A 19,297-nucleotide genomic window follows, 5' to 3' on the forward strand; every position below is an offset into this window, starting at 1 on the left:
TTACTCCAATAGCTGAGGTCGACCGTAATGGTAGCCTTGGGCGTAATCAACTCCGATCTCTTTGAGAATATCCAACGTCTCTTTATCTTCGACATATTCAGCAATAGTTTGCTTGCCGAATTCTTGGGCAATTTGGTTGATGTGCTTGACAAAAATACGGTCTTTTTCATTCACGGCAATATTTTTTACAAATTCACCGTCTATTTTGACAAAATCCGTATCAAAATATTTTAGATAAACAAAAGATGAAAATCCGGAACCAAAATCATCCAAAGCAAAAGTGATCCCGACTTTTTTCATCGCTTCTATTATCTCCATCAAGCCATTTACGTTATGGATGGCTTCACGTTCTAAAATTTCGATGGTGACACCCGTATTTTCGGAAGCTTCCGGATTACGCTCATAATGAGAACGAATCAGATCAATGTATTCTCCTCCGAAAAGACTGTTTGTTGAGAGGTTAAAGAAGAAGCGTTTATCCCACCACCCTTTTTCTTCCCGTATACGGAGTCCTTTGGTCAAAATAATCTGATCTATCTTAGGTGCTAATCCTAAGCGTTCAGCCACTTCGATAAACTGTCCTGCCGCCATAAAGCGCTTTCCGTCACGAATACGCGCCAAAACTTCATATCCGAACAGTTCTCCGCTTTTAACATGATATATTGACTGCACAAATGGCTCGATTCTATCTTCATCAATTGCACGGCGGAGGAATTCCCCTTTTTTTCTGAATCTCTGCCGCCATCTCCTGATCGCTTTGATCCGCTCTGGCAATCGTATTTTTCCCAGCACGTTTGGCTTTATACATCGCCAAATCCGATCCGGTAAGAAGCGATTCGATATTTTCTCCCTGATCCGGGTATTCCGCGATCCCGAAACTCGCCGTCAAAGTAATCTGATCAAACATTAGTGATATCGGTGTTGCTTCAAGACGTGATCGAAGTTTCTCAACCACGGCAAATCCATTCACATACGGAGTCTCAGGTAAAAGCACCGCAAATTCATCTCCACCCAAACGGGCTAATATGTCGGCATTACGGAGATTAGATCCGAATATTTGCGTCACCTCTTTCAGTACTAAATCTCCCGATGCATGCCCATACGTATCATTGATGTATTTAAAATTGTCCAAATCGATCATCAGAATGGTAAATTGATGGTGATGACGTAGTGAACGTTTAATTTCATATCCTAAAAATTCTTCGAACTTTCGACGGTTATAAAGTCCGGTCAAATAGTCCCGATCCGAAAGCTCTTGAAGTTTTTCGTAGTAATCTTGGATCGAATCGAGCATTTTGTTAAAATAATTTTCAATATTTTTAACTTCCAAGATTTTTGTTTTGAGGCTTACCCGTTTAGCCATATCATTCTTGTTGATAATCTCTTGGATCAAGGTAATAAATTGTTTTAACGGTTGAACGAGCAAGGCATTCAGTCGGAAGTAAAGAATTGCAAAAATAACAATGGTAAAAAAGACAAAAAAGATGATAAAAGAGTTAATCATAGTAGTGAGTGATATTTTTAGGTTAGCAACAGGGAAACGGACGTCGATAACACCGTTAATATCCCCGACATGGGCATTCGTATGACAGGCAATACACTCTTGTCTGACAACAATCGGATAAAGATAGCGAATCTCTTCATCCCCTGTTAAAATTTCATTCCCTTTCATTGCCGATGCAACCATCGGGTCATGAGCACGAATTTGTTCGTCTTGACTGCGATCACCAAAAAGTGCCGCAACAATAGGGCTGCGGTATGCATTGATCCGCATATTCGGCTCGACCTTGTTCAAACGGACAATAATCGCATCGAGTTCTTTCTTGCTCCACCCTTTTTCCATCGCAGAATACAGCGCTTCAAACGCCATCCGGCTCGTTTTGCGGGCATCGATGCGGGCGAGATCGTCAATTGCCCGCTTTTTAATGTAAATACCGTATAAAAATGCTATAGCTAAACTGCTTAGCAAAGAGAGAATGACTGTTTTTGCGATAAGCTGTTTATAGGTAGTATACGACTGCATTTAGATAACCCGCATTACAAAATTAAATGATTATATCATGGAACTTTTAAAACAACTAGATTAAAAAAACTAATTAGTTCAGAGATGCGATCCTAAATGCGATCGAATTTTGGAAAATCAGAGGATGGGAATATTGGCATGTTACGATTCCCCCTAAAGGTGCAATGATTTTTTCTAACTTCTTGCCGCTCAAGGCATCCGTAATCCGTCCAAGAGTATCCCCTTTTTCGATTGTATCTCCACAAGCAACTAACGAATCAAAAATACCGGCATGCGATGCTTTTAGAAGGGTTATATGTTCAGGTCCGATAACATTGCTTGAAAAGCCCTCAAATGACGATACATCCAATATTGTATGCTTCGCCATAAATCGCACCAATGCACTGTGAACCTCGCCGCTGCTGCGATGGTCGATCGAACCGTTTTTACCAAAAACCAGTGAAAGTGCCTTGCTTCCCCACAATTGCCAGTTATACTGCAGCATCACCGTCTCAATAGGGCTGTACTCACGGTAATGGATAAAACGCATCCCCATATCTTTCGCTGCTTCAAGGTCCTCATACCCGCTTTTGATCAGTTTAACGTACGGCAGACACATCCCCTGATCGCGACGCCCTTCCAAAATGATTCCGAAATCATATCCTTGAAGCGATTCAAAAAGTTTTGCGGCAATCCGCTGAGTCGTCTCACCCTGTGCATATCCGGGAAACATCATATTGATATCGGTTTTATCCAATGGCCAAAAAGGCTGTCCCATATTCAAAGCATAGGTATTCACAGCAGGAATCACCAAAATCTTTCCGCTGATTTTCCCCTCTTCCTCTTTATGAGTGAGATAATCAACCAGACGTGAAGCAACGTAAAGCTGGTTAATATGGTCTCCGCTCATAGCTCCGACAATAGCAACTGAGGGCCCTTTTGACTCCTCTCCGAATAAAAACCCCTCAACGATCAGTGGAGCACGATTAGGTGACTTAAAATTGAGTATCTCTATGCGTTTCATTCGTTCTCTCCGAAAATTCGACCGACTAACGACCCTTCATAGACAATCGGATAGGCTCTGAGGGTAAAAAGTATCCCTCCGATGGGGGCAATCACCTCATCCAGTACCTGACCGCTCAGAGGATCAACAATCTGCCCTACGACCGACCCTTTTTCAATCATTTGACAGTGCTCGATTGAGGGAACAAACAATCCGGGACCCGATGCATTGAGATAGGCCACCTCTCCGACATGCGATTGTATCGGCATCCTGACATCCAGCGGTTTAATGTCCAAAAACCCTTCACATGCCATAAGATTCAAAAGACCGTCCAACAGTTGATGACCGTAAGCTTTGCTCAAACGCATCCCTACTCCCATCTCGACAACCAATGTTTTTGTCCCAAGCGTATTCATTGCATGGGCAAACGTCGATTCCAAAACCGTTACCGCATCGTGTACCCAGACAAAATCGATATTGAGTTTATTCGCCAACGGGACAAGCGTTTGGGCTTGCGATTTGGCAATCCGAACCTGCGGAATTTCGCGTAAAAAAATGTTTGAAGAGTGGATGTCGATCGCGATTTCAGACCCTTTCATCGCACTTACTACCCCATCGGCAATTTGCGCAGGGAGAAAATCGTTTTTACTACCGGGGAAAATTCGGTTCAAATCGACCTCATAAAACGGAACCGAACGGGTAATACTGTCAATACCGAGGCTGTTAATCGCCGGATAGATATCGATCGTCGCCTTTATTTTTTCAGGATTCGCACGAAGCCACTCACCGAGGAGAAAACAGACATACTGCCCCTCTAATTCATCCCCGTGGATTCCGCTGACAATCGAAATACGTTTGGTCGTTTCACCGCTTGCAGGAGTATATCGGCATCTTTGAATCCTAAACTGCTCCCCTACCGGTAGATCGATCGAAAAGACCTCTTCTATCACACTCATGATTGTGCTTGCGATGATATCGATGCGCACGCATCTTTTTGGATCACTCGATCCACCACGCTGTTGAGAAACACTAAAAATTTCGAGATATCTGATGTCGTCACATTGATTGGGCGGTAATTACGATTCAACTGTCTGGCAATTGTGTTTATTACATCAATATCAGCCGTTACCATCTCAATTTCTCCATAGAGTCGTAAAATCAGATCAAACCGTTCGATCTGCTGTCCGAATCGGATCAGCTGATACGCACGGGTTCGATCAAGCTCTGTCGAGAATATCCCCAAAATCAAACTGCAGTTGTCAATAATCTCTTCAAGATTGCTCGGGCTCACGGCACAATCACGTCCGGAAACCAGTTGATTATGGATTTTATTGAGGGTGGCAAAACCTCTCTCATCGAGTAAATGACGGGTCTCTATCGCATTTTCACGTGCCCAGCTAATGATCTGTTCAATACTTCCGCCATACGTTCCGTATACCCCCTGCTTGAGAAAATCGAGGGCATTTTTATACTCAATCTCTACCCCTAGTTTGGTATAGAGTTTACGTCCGTCATCGAAATCGCGATCGATCACATAATCATAACTGTTGACCAACTCTTTGAGCATCGTCTCCGCACGCTGAACGTAGCGTCCGAACCAATACAGCCGCTGCGCCGTATTGACCGAAATAGCTATACTGTTAATAATCATAATTCCACCACCCACGTATCTTTAAATCCGCCCCCTTGAGACGAGTTGACCAAGTAATTCCCCTCTTCCATCGCGTATCGGGTCAATCCACCCATACTGACAGTGATATTTTCACCATGGATAACATAAGCACGCAAATCAGCTTTTCGAGGGACGATACCCTCTTCCATCATGCACGGTAAATCATAAAACTCGATAACTTCCTGAGCAATCCAACGGCGCGGTTCTGCCAAAATCATTTCGATAATCTCAGCACGTTTTTCGCTCGTTAACCGATTTCCGAACAATACTCCATATCCGCCTGCTTCCGCAACATCTTTAATAACGAGTTTATCGATATTATCAAGGACGTATTGTCGATCTTTCTCATAATATGGCAGATACGTCGGCGCGTTCGAAAGAATCGGCTCTTCATCCAAATAATATTTGACCATTTGAGGGACGAAATAGTAAATCCCTTTGTCATCGGCAACGCCGTTACCGATACTGTTCATAATGGCAACATTTCCGGCACGGTACGCTCTTGTAATCCCTTTTACGCCGATCAAACTATCGGCTTCGAACTCTTCAGGATCAAGGAAATCATCATCGAGACGCCGATAAATCGCTCCGACTCGAAGACGCTCCCCATCATACGAACATAAAAAGACTTCATCGTTGATAACCACTAAATCATCCCCTGAAGCGAGTGTCGCTCCGGTTATTTTTGCCAAATAGCTGTGTTCGTAATAAGCAGAGTTGTAGCGTCCGGGTGTAAGGACAACATTGAGTCCGCCGGTATTGACATAATCCATAGCAGCTTTGAGCTCATCTCCGTAATGTTTGATTTTTGAAATCTTCATCGATTCAAAAAACTCCGGGTAAGTGTGACGAAATGCACGTCGAATAGTAAGCGGATAACTCACACCACTTGGGACACGGAGATTATCTTCGAGGATAATCCATTTCCCGCTTACCGCATCTTTAACCAAATCGATTCCGCTGATATGGGTACGAACCCCTTTAGGAGGGTTAACCCCCATAAATTCCGGTAAAAATGCTTTTGCAGAGTCAACATACTCACGCGGTACTACACCATCATTCACGATTTTCTGATCGTTGTAAATATCATTTAAAAAGGCATTTAGTGCTTTAACGCGCTGGATGATTCCGGCTTCTAATTCGTCAAATTCTGCTTTAGGGATAATACGGGGGATCATGTCAAAAGGGAAAGAGCGTTCTATAAAATTTCCCTCTTTAAAGAGGTTGAAATTCACCGCATTGGCTTCTAAAAAGTCTTTAAATTCGGAGACTTTTGTCTGATCTACACTATCGAAGATATCATAAAACTTTTGTAATTCTGGACACACAGGTTCAAGCATCGGCACCCCTTGAGTATTAGGACTAAGTCAATCATATCCTAAAGTAATCTCAAGGGTTGCTTAAAAAACCACCAAATGCTCTATTTATCCATTTTTGAGCGTGCGGAGTGCACTTTCTACATCATCCTGACGCATCAGCGATTCACCGACCAAAAAGGCATCGACTCCCGCTTTGTTCAAATCTTCCAACTGACCGTGTTCGTAGATACCGCTCTCGGCAACGATGATTTTTCCGTTGGGGATAAGAGGGATGAGATCGTAGCTGAGATTCATATTCATATCAAACGTCTGAAGGTTGCGGTGATTAATCCCGATGATATCGGCACCCGCTGTGATCGCTTTGGTCAATTCCGATTTATCGTGAATCTCTACAAGGGCTTCCATCCCTAAATGACGGGTATAGTTCAACAGCTCTTTGAGTTCGCTTGTAGAGAGAGCCGCTGCGATGAGAAGAACAAAATCAGCTCCGTAGACAAGCGCTTCGAGAAGCTGATATTTGGAGATGATAAAATCTTTGCGCAGTAATGGAATACTCACATAACGGCGAATTTCAGCTAAATAGTCAAGATTTCCCTGAAAGAAGTGCGGCTCAGTAAGGATCGAAATAGCATTGGCACCGCCACGCTCATACGCCTGTGCGATAGCTACCGGATCGAAATCTTCGCGGATCACCCCTTTTGACGGGCTTGCTTTTTTCACTTCCGAAATAATACGGTACGGTTCATCGGGAGTCGATGTCAAAAATGGACGCACGTCACGCGGAGCACGGGCGTTAAATGCTAATGAACGTCCCAGCCAATCCATACTAAACTTGGCTTCGCGCTCTTTTAAATCTTCTTTGGTTTTTTTGATGATGTCGTCTAATATCACTGTTTCTCCTTAGTTTTACACTTTTCAATCGCTTTGAGATGTTCTTTAACCTCTTCCTCATCCGTTCCGATCATCGATTCAACCTGTTTCATCAAACGTAACGCTTCGGCACACTCGCCCAGTTTATAGTTTCCCCATGCCAGTGAATCGATGTAAAACGGCGAATCGGGCTGTTTTTCGAGAGCCTTGCGTACATATCCGATCCCCTCAGTAATATTCAAATCATGATCAATCAGCAAATAGCCCAAATAATTTAAATAAAGTGGATCATCCAAATCTTTGGTCGCTTTTTTCAGTCCATCCACTACTTTATCGAGCATGACAACATCTTTTTTATCGTTCGATGCTTCATACGTATATACGGAACTTTGCGCCAGATACAGAGGATTGTCTTCATGTTCATAGAGTTTAAATGCAAGTGCGGATGCCTTGTCAAATACTTTGCTTCTCACATATATGTCAAGCAATAAAGGATCATTAATATGGGATTTTTCGAGGATCACACTCATTTTGGATAGATCCTGCTGATACGCATAGATTTTAACCGCTTCTTCCGCAATCGTAGAATCAGCGTCGAGCTCATACGTTTGTTCATACATCTGCGCCGCTGCATTAAAATCACCGCTGTCTGCATACAAAGTTGCCAAACGTTTCCCCACGACTTTACTGTTGCCGTGCGTCCCGATGTGCTCTTTTAAAAACTTGATCGCTGCAGATTTTTCTCCCAGCTGCGTGTATTGGATAAGGGCAATCCGTTCGGCCGTTGCATCATCATACGTCAGATCGTATGCCTTTTTCAAACCGACCAATGTCCCGTCAAAATCACTCAATTTTAAGCGTGCATCTGCATAAAGGAGATAATCAGGGGCTTTTTTGGTTTTTTCACTAAGCAAAAGAGCTTTTTGGGATGCTTCGCCAAAATTCCCTCCTTTGAGCAATCCGATAATTTCAAATCGTTTCAGCGTCTCGTCTTCAGGAAATTTAACCAAAGCTTCCGCTGTCGTTTTGGAAAGCCCTTTCGTATCACCGGCTTGCTGAAGCATTTGCAACGACTGATAGAGATACTCTTTTTTAGACGTTTGTTTATAGAGTTCAGTAAAAAAACTTGAAGCATTATGATATTTTTGACGTACTTGTGCATCAAGGGCATAGAGAGTAAACGTATCTTCAAGCAGGTTTGGATTGGGCACCAATTTGGTAGAAGCCCCCGCGATACAAACCAACAGCGTTACAACAAATAAAATTTTAGTCATGAATTATCCCCGGACATTCAGCTTTAAGCTCATCGATTCGGTGACGAAAATAGTCCCAAAACGGAAATGTTCGGCACTGCAACGGACGAGCTGTGTAGATACTACACCCATTTAGTGAACGGTCAAAAAACACACAATCAAATGAGGCGTTGACCTTTTTTTCTTTGAGCGAAAAACGGAATCCCTCTTTACGCAAATAGGTACGGCGGAACTCCCCCTCCTCCATCTCAAGCAGTTTTGCGATAGCCGCTATCTCAGTGACGGAGACGAAGATATTGCCGCTCTCACCCGTACAGCAGTTTCCACCGCATTTGGCGCAGGCAGAGGGATCAAACGCATAACTGAAACCTTCTTGTGTCATATACTCGGACATTTAATACTGTGTACCTTTGCTTTATCGTAAATCGCCTGCACCGCAGGGGTATAATTCTCTCCCGAAAACGTGATTAACGGAGGGAGAACATTCAGCATTGCTTTGCTGTTTTTTTTCAGATGGAGCATCACCAGTGTACTGGGACGATCCTCTTTTGAATGGACGAATTGTACCTCAACGACTCTTAATCCTGCACGTTCACACGCACTGCAAAGCTGGACAAATTGACGCGCGTCGTAGCAGATTGCCGCTTCGCCATTGGATTTGAGGAGTTTGGAGATTTTCGTGACAAACGGCTCAATCGGCAAATGAACGTTATAACGTGCCTGATGGAGAATCGGATTTTCAGAGCGAGATACGTTCTCATGGTAAAACGGAGGATTGGAAACAATCCAGTCATAACTGCCGTGATTTCCGAGTTCTAAAAAATCCCCCTCATACAGGGTATATCCGATTTTGTTGATTTCAGCATTGCGACGGGCAAATTCAGCATACAACGGCTGTTTTTCAACGGATTCCAGGGTAATCTCAGGAAAATCACGCCCTATCAATAATCCTACAATTCCGCTCCCTGCACCGACGTCCAAAAGCTTCCCTTTTGGTGAAAATCGGGAGATAAACCCGTACAGCAGTATCGAATCACTATTGTAACAGTAGCCGCCATCGGGCTGATAAAGTAGCATTTAGATACCTTTTTTAGTAATGTGTAAATTTTGCCGTTTTTTTAACATAGGTTTAGACCTATAGGTAAATTTATAGATTTTTTACCCATAGCTTATATGCTATGCGTAAATTTTGCTATTTTTTACCTATATCCCTTTGCGTAATATCTCAAATAAGTCAACGTTTATAAAAAATTTACTGTTTTTGATTTGTATCGTTTTTAATATACCTAACGCTTCTAGTTCATTGAGATATTTTGAAGCCGTTTTTCTCGTGACATTTAATCTATCCACCAAAAATTCTATCTTCGTATACGGATGCATAAATAGCACCTCAACCAAATCTTTGCTGTAAATCTTCGGCAGTTCGGTAGATATTTTATCTTGCGTAGCAATCATCAAATCATTGATGCCATTTATAAGTTCAACCGTTTCGAGCGACGTTTGCTCAACACCATCGAGCATATATAAAATCCACTCTTCCCAATTATCTTTGGTTCTAACCTCTTGGAGAAGTCTATAATAATCCGCCTTATGAGTAATGATATAGCGGCTCAGATAGAGGATAGGAATATCGAGTAAATCTTTTAAAATCAGATACAAGATATTGATAATCCGCCCAGTTCTCCCATTTCCGTCATAAAACGGATGAATAGACTCAAACTGATAATGGATAATCGCCATATTGATGAGATCGTCTATCTCGTTGGGTTCATTGATATACGTTTCGAGATTATCCAAAAGTACCTGAATGACCTCATACTCTTGCGGTGGCGTAAAAACGACCTCTCCCGTTTGTATATTTTTCAAAATCGTACCGCTTTGACGGCGTACACCTGCATTGTTCTGTTCTAATACCTGCTGAATCTCTATGATGTATTTTTTGAGCAACAGACGATTATCTTGTACGAGAGAAAAACCTCTTAGCAGTGCTTCTCGATAGTTTTGTACCTCTTTAGCTTCATTGGTGACACTGGAAATATCCAAACCTGCACGGTAGAGTTCATCATGCGTTGTGATAATATTTTCGATCTCGGAGCTGTCTTTTGCCTCTTGGAGCACCAAAGAGTTGATGAGGATCGCACTATTCGGGATAATCTTCGCCACACCGTTCAGACGTGCCAAAGCACGATTGGCACTGATTGATTTTTTAAGGATTTTGGTGGTTTCTATCTCTTTTTGAAGGGGTAGAGTTTTTGGTATAACTGGGATTACTTTACTTTCCAAATTTTATGCCTTTCACTCATTTTCTTTTAAAATAGTATTTTTTAGACTAAATATAAACTCATTGCCATGATAAATTGTAACTTCTATATTAAATTTATTTTCAGTTTTCGTTGTAAACAATAGCTCCGATTTTGATAAAGGTTCTATTGTTTTAGATGCGCTATTCAGCTCCATTGAACTACATCCATTCTGAGAGGATAAAAATTTCAATTTTTTTTCATTTTTAATGTCTATATTAATTGGTATAGCACTCTTATTAATAGCTTCAAATTTTAAAACCGTATAATTATTTTCGTCTGATTGGCTTATGTATCTAATCGGAAATTCTTCAGAACTATAACTTTTTGATAAATCTGATCCAATGTAATAATGTAAATTATTCCAACCTTCTTTATATAAACTGCCATATTTGTATTTTCCATATAACTCAATCAATTCAGATCTATTCATTAGTAGAAATACATACAAGGACAGTCCAACAATTATAGAAGCAATAACAGTGGCAACACTTCCATAATTTGGTGAAATAGATCCCTTACTTCCGACATGAGTATCAGAAGATATTTCTACAATTTCTTCATTAGTAAGTGCTCCATTTTCAACTAACAGCTGTAATGAAATATGAGATCTAGCATGTAATCTAGTAATGTGAAATACATTGTTATTTATTAAATTAATATCATCACTTGATGATGCAAGAATATCTATTTTTAGTTCTGGTGAAAGTTTTAATTTTATATTTTCTTCTACTCCGTTGCCTTGATTATAAATTATAATTTCAGCAATAGTGCCTTTATCGGATAAAAATGATGTATTGTATAGTTGAGTTGCCACTACATAAAGTTGTTTTGCTTTGTAGAAATACATAACTATTGATGTAAGTACAAATAAAAATAATCCACCAATAATTGTTTCAATCATCTAATCACCTCACCTTGCAATTCCAAACCACCCAATCTTTCACCCTTTGGGATATAATTCAACAATTATATCACTTCATATCAGGTTTAACTATGATTATCATCCCTGCCCGTCTCGCCTCCACCCGCTTCCCCGAAAAAGTTTTAGCCGACATCGGCGGTTTGCCGATGGTGATCCGCACCGCCAAACGGGTCGCATCCATTGACCGTGTCGTCGTCGCGTGTGACGATGAAAAAATCCTCGACATCTGCGCCGCTCACGGCGTCGAAGCGCGTCTCACCTCCACGACGCATAAAAGCGGTACCGACCGTATCAACGAGTGCGCCCAGATCATCGATGTTCCTGATGATGAACTCATCATCAACGTCCAAGCGGATGAGCCGTTTATCGAAACGGAAGTGCTTGAACTCCTGATCGAACGTCTCAACGCTCTCAAAGCCCAAAATGCCCCATTTATCATGGGAAGCTGTTACAACGCGATCAATACCGAATCGGCACAAGACCCTAATTTGGTCAAAGTCATCACCGACGTGGAGCATAACGCGATCTATTTCTCCCGTTCACCGATCCCGTTTAACCGCAGCGGGGAAGCCAACTATTTCGGACATATCGGGATTTACGGGTTTACCAAAAAGAGCCTCCACGATTTCTGCGCCCTCGGTGAGGCACCACTGGAAGACATCGAAAAACTCGAACAGCTCCGCGCCCTCTACCACGGCAAAAAAATCTCGATGGTTAAAGTGGCAAGTGCAGGATTCGGGATCGATACGGTGGAAGATCTGGAGCGGGCGAAAAAGATTTTCGGGGTTTGATATAAAGGTTTTTCACTGCTATACTGTTGCTATACTTAAAGCGTAAAATTATCAAAACGAATAAAGGTGTAGAAATGTCACTTATAGAACTGTTTACCGATTATGTCCTAAACCGTAAAAACTTAAAAGAATATGTTGAACTGCGCAAAACGATCAATGAACGCGGCGAGTTTAACGATGCCAAACTGATCCAAGCGGAAGAGAACCTTCAACGTCTTAAACAAGAAGAACCGGAGATTTACGAGGGAATGTACGAAACATTAAAAAAGATTTATGCGCGTAATGCGGGTCTATCTATCGAATATCCACTTGATTTCATTCGCCAAATTCTAAAAATGTATAAAAATTCACAAACACCTACGCAGGTGTATGAAGAATATAAGCGGATACTAGAACACTATCATCATGATGTGTGATTACATTTCTCCCTTATAATACACTGATCGGGAGATAAAACTCCAGATCAAACTCACCCGTTTCATTTAAAAAATGATTTTTTCGATAAATCGCATAGGGCGGCAGTGTTTTAGCCTCAAAACCGCTGTTTGGAAGCCATATCTGATACACATACTGCATGAAGCGTAAAACATCTCCGTATTTTCCGCTAATACTAAACACAGCACACAAGGATGCAGGTATTTCAAAATAAGCAACCGTACCGTGCGGCTGAATATCCTTATCGATTTCGAGAGCGGCGATATAGGCACACTGACTGAGTGGTGTAATCGTCGGGTTGTCATGGTGTAATCCGATTTGGCGTGCCGTTTCCGATATGGCGTTTTCGAGACTCCACGCATAAAGCCGGTTCCAGCTGTTTTTGATCGAAATATCGTACCCGCTATGGCGTATATAGGCGGCTCGTATCGGAGATGTTTTTATGATTTTCGGTATGGTCCCTGCAAAATCACGGGTGGATGCGCTGGCACTTTTGGAACTCTCGATATTTTTTTCGGAGTATATGAGATACGCACCGTTTTTCCATACTTTCGGAGTCGTATTGAAGCGCTCTTTAAACGCTTTTATAAAAGAAGTTTGAGAGCTGTATCCACACATACGCGCAATCTGAGATATTGTTGCATATTTATTCGTCAGAAGTAAACTCGCCGCTTTTTGCAAGCGTATCGATTTGATCGTTTCAAATAAATTTTTTCCCGTCTCTTCTTTAAAAATACGGTGAAGATGGTGAGGACTCAGTTCATTCATTTGTGCCAGTTCGGCAACATTTAAATCGGTATCGATATGGAGATAGATATAGGAAAGTACCCCGTTAACAGTATCCGCTCTTTGGTTTTTTGTTTCACGCTTCATACGAGAATAATATCACATACAAATTATAAAAATGCATATTTTGGATAATTTTTATGACTATTTGGATAAAGAATATTTTTTTGTTTTTCTCTAAACTGTCATCAAAAAAAGGAAGATCCGTGAAACGCTCATTTATCCGAGAAATTCTAGAAGTTATCGATACCGACACTATATCGTTTGCGGGTGGATTGCCCAACGAAAATTTATTTCCGATGGAAGCCATTGCGGTTTCTGCTCAAAAGGCATTGTCCGATCCTAAATCGCTGCAATACTCATTCAGTGCCGGTATCCCGGCGCTACGTGATAAACTGGCAGCTTATTACACCGCAATGGGATTGGAAACGTCAAGAGATAATATCCTTATTACTACCGGAGCTCAACAGGCACTTGATCTCATCAGTCGTGTCTATTTTAAAGAGGGGACAGTTGTTGAAGCGCCCGCCTATTTGGGAGCGTTGAATGCATTTAATGCAAACGGATGTCCATTGTACCCCTATGAGCTTCGAAAGACGGAGGAGTTTGAAGCTCTTTTTGAAAAAACGAAGCGGGCCTATATCATGTGTGATTTCCAAAACCCGACAGGATACTGTTACAGTATAGATGATCGGAAAAGAATTGCCCAAGCGGCCATCCGTGAAAACGGTATTATCGTAGAGGACGGAGCTTATATGGAACTCTATTTCGAGGAGAGATTACCGATACTTTCGTTGTTTGCACCGAATCATTCACTGCATGTAGGGTCGTTTTCAAAGATTTTAGCTCCGGGATTGCGGCTGGGATGGATACGAGGGGATGCGGCGTTGCTTCAGCCGATTTTAGCACTCAAAGAGCGCTCTGATTTACACACATCAACATTATCGCAAATGATTGCCGATATTTTTTGGGAATCCGGTAAATTTGAATATCATCTACCTAATATAAGAGCCGTATACGATGCCAAATGCAATTATCTCGCCGATAAACTCACAACGCTTCTTCCCGAATTTGTTTTTGAAAAGCCTAAAGGGGGTATGTTTATTTACGGTACATTTAAAGGCGAGATTGATGCTCATGCTCTGGCAATGGCATCCTTAAAAGCCGGAGCCGTTTTTGTTCCGGGAGGAGAGTTTTATACTGCCACACCTCAGTGTTCAGAAGCCAGATTCAATTTTACGCACTCGACGTTTGATGAGATGAACCGGGGAATATCGATCATTGCGCAGACATATAAAAATAGTCTAACAAAACGTTAAAATGCAACAGATAAAAGGATTACTATGGACGATATAAAATTTCCGTTTTTAGAACATATTGGCGGCAGGCTGGTTCAAAGTGAAAAAGGGATGGCTGAAGTCGAACTGCGTGTGGAATCGTATCATTTACAGCACATGGGTTTTGTTCACGGCGGAGTCATTTCCACCTTGATGGACAATACCGGATGGTATGCTGCCGTCTCAAATCTCGGAGACGGGTATACTTCCGTGACTATGGAGATTAAAATCAATTATTTGAAACCGGTAGTGGGGAGCTATTTACGCGCCGTCGGAAATGTGATACGTCAGGGAAGAACAACGTCATTCGTCAAAATAGAACTGTTTGATGACATGAATCTTGTGGCCTTTGCGACAGGAACCTATGCGGTCTTGCAAGAAAAATAAGTCAAATATGAAAAAAATATGGAAGGAAATTAAAGAAAGGAGGAAGAACCGAACAGAGCTATCGCTCTTATCGGTAAATTAAATCAGTTAAGATTTAGATGTTGTCGCGGATTCCGAGATCAGCAACTAATTTGTTGTAGCTTTCGCGGTTTGTACGTTTCAAATAACGCATCAAACGACGACGTTGACCAACAAGTTTCAAAAGACCAAGACGTGATGAGTGGTCTTTTTTGAATGTTTTAAGGTGATCTGTAAGACCTGCAATACGAGTTGAAAGAAGTGCGATTTGTACTTCACTTGAACCGGTATCACCTTCAGTTCTTTGGTATTGTTTGATAATTTGTGCTTTGTTAGCCGTATCTAAAGCCATAATAGCCTCCTGATGGGTATAAATTTTACTCGAAAAACATTTTTTTCAAGCAGGGTCGGAATTATAGCCAAAAAATTCTGATTTAGTGCTAAATTCTTCCGCAAGTCACCTCTAATAATTTTTAGCTATAATAACCTTTTAAATCGGAGGAGTGTAGCAGATGCTAATGACTAAAGCGAGTGAATACGCACTGTTGTCGCTGATCGTTTTAGCCAAAGCGGGTCGTCCCCTTGATGTGGATACCCTTTCTCGCGAACTCGATATCTCCAAAAGTTTTTTAGCAAAAATCCTCCAATCTCTTGCACGTCACGGGATACTTAACTCATATAAAGGGGTTAACGGCGGATTTGAACTGGCACGCAAAAGCAGTGAAATCACAGTACTCGAAGTGATGGAAGCGGCAGAGGGAAAAAGCCCCGCCGTGTTCAGCTGTTCCCCGTCTCAAGAAGACTGCCCTTCCAATAAAGCGATGAGTTGCGGGCTTTGGCCGTTTTTAAACCGATTGCAGGGAAAAGTGGATGCTTTTTTAGGGATCCTTACCCTCGAAGCCATTTTAGAAGAGTGATGCTTGGCAAAAGCAAAAAATAAAACACCCGACGTAAAATCGGTATTATCGGCTATTTTCGCCTCACGCGACCTTAGTGTCGTCTTTTTTGTTATGGCGATTTTGGCCATCATTATCGTCCCGTTGCCCAGTGCTCTGCTCGACCTGCTTCTCGCGGTCGTCATCGCCCTTGCGGTACTGATATTATTAATCTCTCTTTATATCCCGAAGCCGACCGATTTAACGACATTTCCGACACTGTTGCTGGTCATCACCCTCTTTAGGCTCTCGCTGTCCATTGCTACGACACGTATGATTCTCAGCCATGGGCACGAGGGGCCGCAGGCAGTGAGTGACATCATCACCAGTTTCGGAAATTTCGTCGTCGGCGGGAACTACGTCATCGGGGTGATCGTCTTTAGTATCTTGGTTTTGATCAATTTTATGGTCGTAACCAAAGGGTCGAATCGCGTCGCCGAAGTAGCGGCACGGTTTACGCTCGATGCGATGCCCGGAAAACAGATGGCTATCGATGCCGACCTCAATAGCGGTCTAATCGATGAAAAACAGGCCAAAACACGACGTGCCGAGATTCTGCAGGATGCCAATTTCTACGGAGCGATGGACGGGTCGGGAAAATTTATCAAAGGGGACGCGATAGCCAGTATCATCATTACGATGATCAATATTATCGGCGGATTTTTGATCGGGATTTTTCAATTTAATCTCGATGTTTCCGCCAGTGCCCAAACCTACACTATTCTAACCATCGGAGACGGGCTTGTAATGCAAATTCCTGCCCTCATCATCTCAACTGCAACCGGTATTATGATTACCCGTGCGTCCAATGACGAAGGGAACTTCGCCGAAGGAAGTATCAAGCAACTGATGGGAAATGCCCGTATCATGATTATCGTCGGATTTATCATGATTATGTTCGCGGCAGTTCCCGGTCTTCCAACCATTTCGATGGGCTTTGTAGGGCTCGTATTCGCCGGATTGGGATATGCTCTTTACAAATACGAGAAAGGGGATCTCATCCTCACCTCTGCCCCTCTCATCAACAAAAAAGGGGGAACATCCGCCGGGACATCGGAATCGACGGATGGAGACACGCCAACCACATCACGTAAAAAGACTAACGAAGAGATCGCCAAAGAAGAAGAAGCCGCCCTCGAAGATATTCTCAAAATCGAGATGCTCGAACTCACGCTGGGGTATCAGCTTATCCGTTTGGCTGACAGTGCGCAAGGAGGAGATTTACTCGAGCGTATCCGTAGTATGCGCCGTAAAATCGCCTCTGATTTCGGCTTTTTAATGCCGCAGGTACGTATTCGTGACAATCTCCACCTCAAGCCAACCCAATACGAAATCCTTCTCAAAGGGGTCAATATCGGTGACGGTCTGATACAGCCCGACCGATTTTTGGCGATGGACAGCGGGATGGCTATCAGCGAGATTGAGGGAGAACCAACAAAAGAACCGGCCTTTGGACTGGATGCATTTTGGATTGCCCCGGAACTTAAAGAAGATGCAATTATCAACGGCTATACCGTCGTTGATCCTGCTACCGTTATCTCAACCCACATGAGCGAACTGGTGAAAAAATACGCCGAAGAACTTCTCACCCGTCAAGAGACACAATCGCTTATCGAGAAGATCAAAAACGATTATCCCGTCGTGGTCGATGATCTTCTTAAAGTGGCTAATATCGGTCTTATTCAAAGAGTCTTTAAAGCGCTGTTGCATGAGCGGATACCGCTGAAAGATATGATTACTATCCTTGAAACCATGGCCGATGTAGCTGAATATACCAAAAGCGTCGACACCATTACCGAACATGTCCGTGCAAAAATGTCCCGTGTCATAACTCAGCTCTATACCGGGCAGGATGGCGTTATCCGTTTACTGACATTTGATACAACCAGCGAACAAAAAATGTTGGAAAAATCGCAAGAACGAGACGGGGTACGCCAGCTTCTGTTGAATGTCGGAGAGATCAACGGTCTCATTCAAGCGACCAGTCAAAAAGCGACCGAACTGCTCCAAAAAGGGATTTCACCGATCATCGTTATCGTCGATCCAAAACTCCGCCGACCGTTGGCAGAGATTTATGAACGATTCAGTCTTGAAATCGTTACCCTCTCCCATGCCGAAATCGATTCGAATGCCAAATTCGAAGTGCTCGGCTCCATTACCTTAGACACCAAATAGGATACTTATGAAAAAAACCATATATCATCTCTCACACATCGACCTCGACGGATACAGCTGTCAACTCGTCATGGCACAAACGCCGCATACTATGATCAGTCACAACGCCAACTACGGTGCCGAAGTAATGGATCGCCTCGAAGAGATTATCGACACGATCAAAAAAAGCAAACAAACCGCTACGATTCTTATCACCGATCTCAACCTTTATCCCGATGAAGCGCGTTGGCTTAACACGGAAGTCAATCGCCTCAATGAGGGCGGATGGACGATCACTATCACCCTCCTCGATCACCATGGCAGCGGCAAAGATACAGCGGCTCAATATCCATGGTACTTTTTGGATACCGAGCGTTGTGCCACCAAAATTGTTTATGAATATGCGATGGAACATTATGGGTTACAAGGTGGCGGATGGCTTGAATCGTTTGTAAAAGTGGTCAACGCCGTCGATCTCTGGCACCAAGACGAAAAGGATGATTTTGAATACGGTAAAGTGTGTATGCGTCTTATCAGTGATGCAAAAGAGCTTAGCCGCGTCATGTTCGGAAATGAAGATCGCCAATACAAACTCGCCATGCTCGAACATGCCGCAACCATGCGATATCTTCCGAATGCCAATATCGTCCTCGATGAAGCACTCCATAAGATGAAAAAAGAGTTCTTTAAAGACGATGTGGATAATACCCTCGATAACCTCTCGACCAAATACATCGTTGCACTGCTGGGAACCAAACGTTCAACTATGACTGTCTATTACAAAGGATGGAGAGGATTTTTAAGCTACGGATTGGGAAATACCTCGATCATCGGAAACGGCTTTTTGACCGAATTTCCGGACTTTGATTTCATCGTCGATGTCGGAACACGCGGAACAATGAGTCTACGCGGGCATGACAAGGTGGATGTGGCAATGATGGCGGGAGAATGGGTCGGCGGCGGCGGACATCCCAACGCGGCAGGTGGGCGAATCCAAGGCTTCAAAGAACAATTCCGATATGACAAAGTAAAGCGTCAAATGGAAGATATGCTCGCTAATAAAGAGGCTATGCCCGGTAAACTACCTGCAAAAGTTGAAGAGTAACACTA

At 42.7% G+C, this 19,297-nt stretch carries 21 protein-coding genes; 7 read left to right on the forward strand and 14 right to left on the reverse strand.

The genetic code is table 11. The features are described from left to right. The 12 genes from PHI47_RS08775 to PHI47_RS08830 form a co-directional block, all read right to left on the reverse strand. Entirely contained in the window at window positions 1-672 is a 672-nt protein-coding gene (locus tag PHI47_RS08775; RefSeq protein WP_299936323.1) for an EAL domain-containing protein, read from the reverse strand. Between the two features lie 22 nt (window positions 673-694). Then, window positions 695-2,023, reverse strand: a complete 1,329-nt coding sequence (locus PHI47_RS08780; RefSeq protein ID WP_299936326.1) for a GGDEF domain-containing protein — start codon at window positions 2,021-2,023, stop codon at window positions 695-697. A 73-nt stretch (window positions 2,024-2,096) separates the two neighbouring features. Then, window positions 2,097-3,026, reverse strand: coding sequence for a M14 family metallopeptidase (locus PHI47_RS08785; RefSeq protein WP_299936328.1), 930 nt, complete (start codon window positions 3,024-3,026; stop codon window positions 2,097-2,099). Beyond that, a complete protein-coding gene (locus PHI47_RS08790; protein ID WP_299936331.1) occupies window positions 3,023-3,991 on the reverse strand; it encodes a M14 family metallopeptidase in 969 nt (322 codons plus the stop codon). Before PHI47_RS08790 ends, PHI47_RS08785 begins: the two co-directional genes overlap by 4 nt. Then, window positions 3,958-4,656: an alpha-E domain-containing protein gene (locus tag PHI47_RS08795; protein WP_299936333.1), complete on the reverse strand. Its 699-nt coding sequence runs from the start codon at window positions 4,654-4,656 to the stop codon at window positions 3,958-3,960. Before PHI47_RS08795 ends, PHI47_RS08790 begins: the two co-directional genes overlap by 34 nt. After that, the gene (locus PHI47_RS08800; RefSeq protein ID WP_299936336.1) at window positions 4,653-6,017 is read right to left on the reverse strand and encodes a circularly permuted type 2 ATP-grasp protein; all 1,365 of its coding nucleotides are present in this window, start codon (window positions 6,015-6,017) and stop codon (window positions 4,653-4,655) included. Before PHI47_RS08800 ends, PHI47_RS08795 begins: the two co-directional genes overlap by 4 nt. A gap of 84 nt (window positions 6,018-6,101) precedes the next feature. Then, on the reverse strand, window positions 6,102-6,887 hold the full coding sequence (gene trpC, locus PHI47_RS08805; protein ID WP_299936339.1) for an indole-3-glycerol phosphate synthase TrpC: 786 nt from the start codon (window positions 6,885-6,887) through the stop codon (window positions 6,102-6,104). Further along, window positions 6,884-8,140, reverse strand: coding sequence for a hypothetical protein (locus PHI47_RS08810; protein ID WP_299936342.1), 1,257 nt, complete (start codon window positions 8,138-8,140; stop codon window positions 6,884-6,886). Before PHI47_RS08810 ends, trpC begins: the two co-directional genes overlap by 4 nt. Next, window positions 8,133-8,513: a YkgJ family cysteine cluster protein gene (locus PHI47_RS08815; RefSeq protein WP_299936344.1), complete on the reverse strand. Its 381-nt coding sequence runs from the start codon at window positions 8,511-8,513 to the stop codon at window positions 8,133-8,135. Before PHI47_RS08815 ends, PHI47_RS08810 begins: the two co-directional genes overlap by 8 nt. Further along, window positions 8,498-9,196: a methyltransferase gene (locus tag PHI47_RS08820; protein ID WP_299936347.1), complete on the reverse strand. Its 699-nt coding sequence runs from the start codon at window positions 9,194-9,196 to the stop codon at window positions 8,498-8,500. The genes PHI47_RS08815 and PHI47_RS08820 overlap by 16 nt, the downstream gene beginning before the upstream one ends. A 126-nt stretch (window positions 9,197-9,322) precedes the next feature. Continuing rightward, window positions 9,323-10,402: a Fic family protein gene (locus PHI47_RS08825; RefSeq protein ID WP_299936350.1), complete on the reverse strand. Its 1,080-nt coding sequence runs from the start codon at window positions 10,400-10,402 to the stop codon at window positions 9,323-9,325. Between the two features lie 12 nt (window positions 10,403-10,414). Beyond that, complete coding sequence (locus PHI47_RS08830) at window positions 10,415-11,323, reverse strand: hypothetical protein (RefSeq protein WP_299936352.1); 909 nt, start codon at window positions 11,321-11,323, stop codon at window positions 10,415-10,417. 92 nt (window positions 11,324-11,415) lie between these two features. On the opposite strand from PHI47_RS08830, the gene kdsB reads away from it, so the two are divergent. Both kdsB and PHI47_RS08840 read left to right on the forward strand, forming a co-directional pair. Continuing rightward, the gene (gene kdsB / locus PHI47_RS08835) at window positions 11,416-12,135 is read left to right on the forward strand and encodes a 3-deoxy-manno-octulosonate cytidylyltransferase (RefSeq protein ID WP_299936355.1); all 720 of its coding nucleotides are present in this window, start codon (window positions 11,416-11,418) and stop codon (window positions 12,133-12,135) included. A 74-nt stretch (window positions 12,136-12,209) separates the two neighbouring features. Beyond that, window positions 12,210-12,551 carry a hypothetical protein gene (locus PHI47_RS08840; RefSeq protein WP_299936358.1) on the forward strand — a complete coding sequence of 114 codons (342 nt, stop codon included), beginning with the start codon at window positions 12,210-12,212 and terminating at the stop codon, window positions 12,549-12,551. Window positions 12,552-12,564: 13 nt separating this feature from the next. Here PHI47_RS08840 and PHI47_RS08845 read toward each other — a convergent pair whose 3' ends face one another. After that, complete coding sequence (locus PHI47_RS08845; RefSeq protein ID WP_299936361.1) at window positions 12,565-13,443, reverse strand: GyrI-like domain-containing protein; 879 nt, start codon at window positions 13,441-13,443, stop codon at window positions 12,565-12,567. A 119-nt stretch (window positions 13,444-13,562) separates the two neighbouring features. Here PHI47_RS08845 and PHI47_RS08850 point away from each other — a divergent pair, with 119 nt between their 5' ends. Beyond that, complete coding sequence (locus PHI47_RS08850) at window positions 13,563-14,675, forward strand: PLP-dependent aminotransferase family protein (protein WP_299936364.1); 1,113 nt, start codon at window positions 13,563-13,565, stop codon at window positions 14,673-14,675. Between the two features lie 24 nt (window positions 14,676-14,699). Further along, the gene (locus tag PHI47_RS08855) at window positions 14,700-15,080 is read left to right on the forward strand and encodes a PaaI family thioesterase (protein ID WP_299936367.1); all 381 of its coding nucleotides are present in this window, start codon (window positions 14,700-14,702) and stop codon (window positions 15,078-15,080) included. 94 nt (window positions 15,081-15,174) lie between these two features. On the opposite strand, the gene rpsO is transcribed toward PHI47_RS08855, so the two are convergent. Further along, window positions 15,175-15,450, reverse strand: coding sequence for a 30S ribosomal protein S15 (gene rpsO / locus PHI47_RS08860; RefSeq protein ID WP_299936370.1), 276 nt, complete (start codon window positions 15,448-15,450; stop codon window positions 15,175-15,177). A 160-nt stretch (window positions 15,451-15,610) separates the two neighbouring features. On the opposite strand from rpsO, the gene PHI47_RS08865 reads away from it, so the two are divergent. The 3 genes from PHI47_RS08865 to PHI47_RS08875 are packed head-to-tail and all read left to right on the forward strand — an operon-like array spanning window position 15,611 to window position 19,292. Beyond that, window positions 15,611-16,015 (forward strand): Rrf2 family transcriptional regulator, encoded by a 405-nt coding sequence (locus PHI47_RS08865; RefSeq protein ID WP_299936373.1) that lies wholly within the window; start codon window positions 15,611-15,613, stop codon window positions 16,013-16,015. Between the two features lie 54 nt (window positions 16,016-16,069). Beyond that, on the forward strand, window positions 16,070-18,208 hold the full coding sequence (flhA, locus tag PHI47_RS08870; protein WP_299936501.1) for a flagellar biosynthesis protein FlhA: 2,139 nt from the start codon (window positions 16,070-16,072) through the stop codon (window positions 18,206-18,208). A 7-nt stretch (window positions 18,209-18,215) separates the two neighbouring features. After that, complete coding sequence (locus PHI47_RS08875; protein ID WP_299936383.1) at window positions 18,216-19,292, forward strand: phosphoesterase; 1,077 nt, start codon at window positions 18,216-18,218, stop codon at window positions 19,290-19,292. Window positions 19,293-19,297 lie beyond the last annotated feature (5 nt).

It is taken from the genome of Sulfuricurvum sp. (genome assembly GCF_028713855.1).
In the GTDB taxonomy this organism is placed as follows: domain Bacteria; phylum Campylobacterota; class Campylobacteria; order Campylobacterales; family Sulfurimonadaceae; genus Sulfuricurvum.

Coding starts and splice junctions, on each gene's coding strand:
- PHI47_RS08840 (WP_299936358.1), top strand. CDS start 12,210: ATGTCACTTATAGAACTGTTTACCGATTATGTCCTAAACCGTAAAAAC.
- PHI47_RS08780 (WP_299936326.1), bottom strand. CDS start 2,023: ATGCAGTCGTATACTACCTATAAACAGCTTATCGCAAAAACAGTCATT.
- PHI47_RS08800 (WP_299936336.1), bottom strand. CDS start 6,017: ATGCTTGAACCTGTGTGTCCAGAATTACAAAAGTTTTATGATATCTTC.
- PHI47_RS08785 (WP_299936328.1), bottom strand. CDS start 3,026: ATGAAACGCATAGAGATACTCAATTTTAAGTCACCTAATCGTGCTCCA.
- PHI47_RS08865 (WP_299936373.1), top strand. CDS start 15,611: ATGCTAATGACTAAAGCGAGTGAATACGCACTGTTGTCGCTGATCGTT.
- PHI47_RS08815 (WP_299936344.1), bottom strand. CDS start 8,513: ATGTCCGAGTATATGACACAAGAAGGTTTCAGTTATGCGTTTGATCCC.
- rpsO (WP_299936370.1), bottom strand. CDS start 15,450: ATGGCTTTAGATACGGCTAACAAAGCACAAATTATCAAACAATACCAA.
- PHI47_RS08795 (WP_299936333.1), bottom strand. CDS start 4,656: ATGATTATTAACAGTATAGCTATTTCGGTCAATACGGCGCAGCGGCTG.
- kdsB (WP_299936355.1), top strand. CDS start 11,416: ATGATTATCATCCCTGCCCGTCTCGCCTCCACCCGCTTCCCCGAAAAA.
- PHI47_RS08875 (WP_299936383.1), top strand. CDS start 18,216: ATGAAAAAAACCATATATCATCTCTCACACATCGACCTCGACGGATAC.
- PHI47_RS08845 (WP_299936361.1), bottom strand. CDS start 13,443: ATGAAGCGTGAAACAAAAAACCAAAGAGCGGATACTGTTAACGGGGTA.
- PHI47_RS08830 (WP_299936352.1), bottom strand. CDS start 11,323: ATGATTGAAACAATTATTGGTGGATTATTTTTATTTGTACTTACATCA.
- PHI47_RS08810 (WP_299936342.1), bottom strand. CDS start 8,140: ATGACTAAAATTTTATTTGTTGTAACGCTGTTGGTTTGTATCGCGGGG.
- PHI47_RS08855 (WP_299936367.1), top strand. CDS start 14,700: ATGGACGATATAAAATTTCCGTTTTTAGAACATATTGGCGGCAGGCTG.
- PHI47_RS08820 (WP_299936347.1), bottom strand. CDS start 9,196: ATGCTACTTTATCAGCCCGATGGCGGCTACTGTTACAATAGTGATTCG.